The sequence below is a fragment of the Thermobifida cellulosilytica TB100 genome, assembly GCF_001517975.1.
In the GTDB taxonomy this organism is placed as follows: domain Bacteria; phylum Actinomycetota; class Actinomycetes; order Streptosporangiales; family Streptosporangiaceae; genus Thermobifida; species Thermobifida cellulosilytica.
The window spans coordinates 4,604-8,681 of the sequence record NZ_KQ950185.1; the positions used below are offsets into that span (position 1 = coordinate 4,604).

At 74.8% G+C, this 4,078-nt stretch carries 4 protein-coding genes; 2 read left to right on the plus strand and 2 right to left on the minus strand.

Going from position 1 to position 4,078, the window contains the following annotated elements:
- Both AC529_RS15770 and AC529_RS15775 read right to left on the minus strand, forming a co-directional pair.
- The coding region (locus AC529_RS15770; protein ID WP_157080241.1) for a sigma-70 family RNA polymerase sigma factor at nucleotides 1–775 on the minus strand (775 nt) is incomplete at its 3' end.
- A 271-nt stretch (nucleotides 776–1,046) separates the two neighbouring features.
- Nucleotides 1,047–2,222, minus strand: coding sequence for an AMP-binding protein (locus AC529_RS15775; protein WP_068758089.1), 1,176 nt, complete (start codon nucleotides 2,220–2,222; stop codon nucleotides 1,047–1,049).
- Nucleotides 2,223–2,317: 95 nt separating this feature from the next.
- On the opposite strand from AC529_RS15775, the gene menB reads away from it, so the two are divergent.
- Both menB and AC529_RS15785 read left to right on the plus strand, forming a co-directional pair.
- The gene (gene menB, locus AC529_RS15780) at nucleotides 2,318–3,157 is read left to right on the plus strand and encodes a 1,4-dihydroxy-2-naphthoyl-CoA synthase (protein WP_068758090.1); all 840 of its coding nucleotides are present in this window, start codon (nucleotides 2,318–2,320) and stop codon (nucleotides 3,155–3,157) included.
- A partial coding sequence (locus AC529_RS15785) for an o-succinylbenzoate synthase (protein WP_068758092.1) occupies nucleotides 3,154–4,078 on the plus strand: 925 nt, incomplete at its 3' end. The genes menB and AC529_RS15785, both read left to right, overlap by 4 nt.

The window sequence follows — 4,078 nt, forward strand, 5'->3', positions numbered from 1 at the left end:
TGGCGTAGGTGGAGAACTTGTAGCCCTTGGCGTAGTCGAACTTCTCGACCGCGCGGATCAGGCCGAGGTTGCCCTCCTGCACGACGTCGAGCAGGGACATGCCGCGGTCGCTGTACTTCTTGGCGACCGACACCACCAGGCGCAGGTTGGCCTCCAGCATGTGCGCCTTGGCGCGGCGGCCGTCCTCGGCGATCCACTCCAGCTCTTCGCGCTCGGCGTCGTCCATCTCCTGGGGCCCGGGAGAGCCGTCGAGCAGGCCCAGCTTGTACTCGGCGAGCAGGCCCGCCTCGATCCGCTTGGCGAGGTCGACCTCCTGCTCGGCGGTGAGCAGCTGGCGGCGTCCGATGGCCTTGAGGTAGGTGTGGACGGAGTCGCCCAGGGCCGGCGAGTGGTCGTCGAGGTCGGCCTCGTGGGAGTCGTGGGCCTCGGCCCGGACCGCCTTCTTCCTGCGGCCCCTGCCCCTGCGGGGGCGGCGTCCGGCGGTCTCGGCGGGCACGGACCCCAGGGCGGCCTGGAGCGCCGCGTCGTCGCCGGGGTCGACCGACTCCAGCCCGGCGTCCTCGCCGTGGGCGAGCTGGACCCCGGCGTCGGACAGCTCCCGGAGAATGGAGCGGCCCTCGGTCGGGGTGATCCCGGCCTCGGAGAACGCGGTGCGCAGCTCGGAGAGAGACACGTGTCCCTGGGCGCGTCCCCGGGCGATCAGCTCCTCAAGCGTCGCCGAGGCGGCCTCGACCTCCGCCGTCGTGGGAGAGGCGGCTAGGGCAGTGCGCGACATGAGGGCACCTCCCTCCCTTCAAGACAGTCGGGCGCGCGGCGGAAGAGGAGAACCGCCGTCTTGGGCGCGCCACTATGTCCAACGTGTGGAAGAGTCAAATGTTCCCGAATCTCGATTGGATATCGACAGAAGTGACGGCGATCACCGGCCTCTTCGGCGGAGAGAGCGCCGCGGATGGGGTATGGGGACGGCTGGGGCACGGGGCGGGGCAGGGCGCCGGCGCCCTGCCCTCGGGGGGTACGACGGTCCGCGGCGCCGCGGAGTTCCCGGTTCAGCCCCGGCCCAGGCGGCGCAGGTCGGGCTTGCCGGAGGCCAGCAGCGGCAGTTCGGCGCGCACGTCCAGCTCCCGGGGGGCGGCGTAGCGCGGCAGGTGGGCGCTCACCCAGTCGCGGACCTGCTCCAGGGTGGGGGGAGCGGCCGGGTCGGCGGGGACGACGACGGCGGTGACGCGCTGCCCCCACTCGGGGTCGGGCCGGCCCACCACGGCGGCCTCGGCGACCGCGTCCATCCGGGTGAGCAGGTCGGCCACCTCCGCGGCCACCACCTTGTGCCCGCCGGTGTTGATGACGTCGTCGGCGCGGCCGCGGACCCGCAGCCGCCCCTCCTCCAGCACCCCCAGGTCCGAGGTGCGGAACCAGGGGCGCCCGCCGCGCTCCACCAGGTGCTGGGCGGTCAGGTCGGGGCGCAGCCGGTAGCCGCGGAACAGCACGGGCCCCGACAGCAGGACGCGGCCCTCCCCGTCCAGGTCGACCGCGACGCCGTCCAGGGGCAGGCCGTCGTAGACGCAGCCGCCGCAGGTCTCGCTCATGCCGTAGGTGGTGGTGACACGGGCCCCGGCGCGGCGGGCGGCCGCCAGCAGGGCGGGGTCGGCGGCGGCGCCGCCCAGCAGCACGGTGCGAAACAGCGACAGGTCCACGCCCGCGGCCAGCAGGCGGCGCAACTGGGTGGGGACCAGGGAGACGTGCGGGCGGCGCTGTGCGGCGGCCGCGACCTCGGCGACGTCGAAGGGGCGGTGCAGCACGGGCGCGTCCAGCAGGCGGGCGCGCAGCAGCACCTGTAGGCCCGAGACGTGCGCGGTGGGCAGGACGCACAGCCACGGCTCGCCCGGCCGCGCGCCGATCCGTGCCACCGAGGCGCGCGCCGAGGCCAGCAGCGCGGCGGCGTCCAGCTCCACGCCCTTGGGCCGGCCGGTGGAGCCGGAGGTGGCGACGACCAGCGCGGTGCCGTCGGCCACGGGGACGCCGTCGGCCAGGCGCGCCACCCCCTCGGGGGTGCGCACGCTGGCGGGGCGCACCGCCTCCAGCAGGGCGCGGCGGCGGGGGGCCGGGAGGTCCGCGGGGACCGGCAGCAGCGCGGGGCCGTCCCCGGCCAGGGCGGCGTCCAGGAGGCCGGCCAGATCCTCGGGGGCGAGCCCCACCACCGCCTGCAGGGGGCGTCGGTTCGGCATGGTTGTCCAGGGTAGTGCGTGACGGGCCGGTGGGGGCGGCTAGGGTTGACCCCCGACAGCGCAAAGGTTGCGACCAGACCAGGAGAGGCGAGAACGTGGGCAGCGTGGTGGACTGGAAGCGGTCCGGGGACTACACCGACATCATCTACGAGACCGCCGAGGGTATCGCCAAGATCACCATCAACCGCCCGGAGGTGCACAACGCCTTCCGTCCGCAGACCCTGTTCGAGCTCCAGCACGCCTTCAACGTGGCGCGGGACGACTCCTCGGTCGGTGTGATCATCTTCACCGGCGCCGGGGACAAGGCGTTCTGCTCCGGCGGCGACCAGAAGATCCGCGGCGACGACGGCTACCTGGGCGACGACGAGGTGGCCCGGCAGGGCATCGGCCGGCTCAACGTGCTGGACCTGCAAGTGCAGATCCGGCGGCTGCCCAAGCCGGTCATCGCCATGGTGGCGGGCTACTCCATCGGCGGGGGCAACGTGCTCCAGGTCTGCTGCGACCTGACCATCGCCGCCGACAACGCCCGCTTCGGGCAGACCGGGCCCAAGGTGGGCTCCTTCGACGGCGGGTACGGCTCCTGGCTGCTGGCCGAGACCGTGGGGCTGAAGAAGGCCCGCGAGATCTGGTACCTGTGCCGCCAGTACACCGCCCAGGAGGCCCTGGAGATGGGCATGGTCAACGCGGTGGTGCCGCTGGAGCGGCTGGAGGAGGAGACCGTCGCCTGGGCGCGGGAGCTGCTGGAGAAGTCGCCGCTGGCGCTGCGCATGCTCAAGGGCGCGCTGAACGCGGTCAGCGACGGCGCCGCGGGCATGCAGCAGTTCGCCGGGGACGCCACCATGCTCTACTACATGAGCGAGGAGGCCCAGGAGGGGCGCGACGCGTTCAAGGAGAAGCGCCGCCCCGAGTTCGACAAGTTCCCGCGCCGCCCGTGACCGGCCGGGCGTTCGCCGTCCCGCTGCGCACCCGCTTCCGCGGCGTCACCGTACGCGAGGGGATGCTGGTGCGCGGCGCGGCGGGATGGGGGGAGTTCTCGCCGTTCGCCGAGTACGGCCCCGCCGAGTGCGCCCGCTGGTGGGCGGCCTGCCACGAGGCCGCCGAGATCGGCTGGCCGGCGCCGGTGCGCGACGCGGTGCCGGTCAACGCCACCGTCCCGGCGGTGGGACCGGAGGAGGCGGCGCGCATCGTCGCCTCCTCCGGGTGCGCCACGGCCAAGGTGAAGGTCGCCGAGCGCGGCCAGTCCGAGGCCGACGACCTGGCCCGCGTGGAGGCGGTGCGCGACGCGATCGGCCCGGCCGGGAAGGTGCGCATCGACGTCAACGGCGCCTGGGACGTCGACACCGCGGTGCGCATGATCCGCCTGCTGGACCGGTTCGACCTGGAGTACGTGGAGCAGCCCTGCGCCACCGTGGAGGAGCTGGCGGTGGTGCGGCGGCGGGTGTCGGTGCCGGTCGCGGCCGACGAGTCGGTCCGGCGCGCCGAGGACCCGCTGCGGGTGCGCGACGCCGAGGCCGCCGACGTGGTGGTGCTCAAGGTGCAGCCGCTGGGCGGGGTGCGCGCCGCGCTGCGCCTGGCCGAGCAGTGCGGGCTGCCCGCGGTGGTCTCCAGCGCGGTGGAGACCTCGGTGGGGCTGGCCGCCGGGGTGGCGCTGGCCGCGGCCCTGCCCGAGCTGCCCTACGCCTGCGGGCTGGCCACGGCGCGGCTGCTGACGGCCGACGTGTGCGCCGAGCCGCTGCTGCCCGAGGACGGGATGCTGCCGGTGCGCCGGGTGGAGGTGGACGAGGAGCGGCTGGCCGCGGTGGAGACCGATCCCACGGCGTGGCGGGCGCGCATGGCGGCGGCGCGCGCCGAGTGGG

What these genes read in the sequence shown, in the direction of transcription:
- AC529_RS15775 (WP_068758089.1), bottom strand. Translation starts at nt 2,222, where the DNA reads ATGCCGAACCGACGCCCCCTGCAGGCGGTGGTGGGGCTCGCCCCCGAG.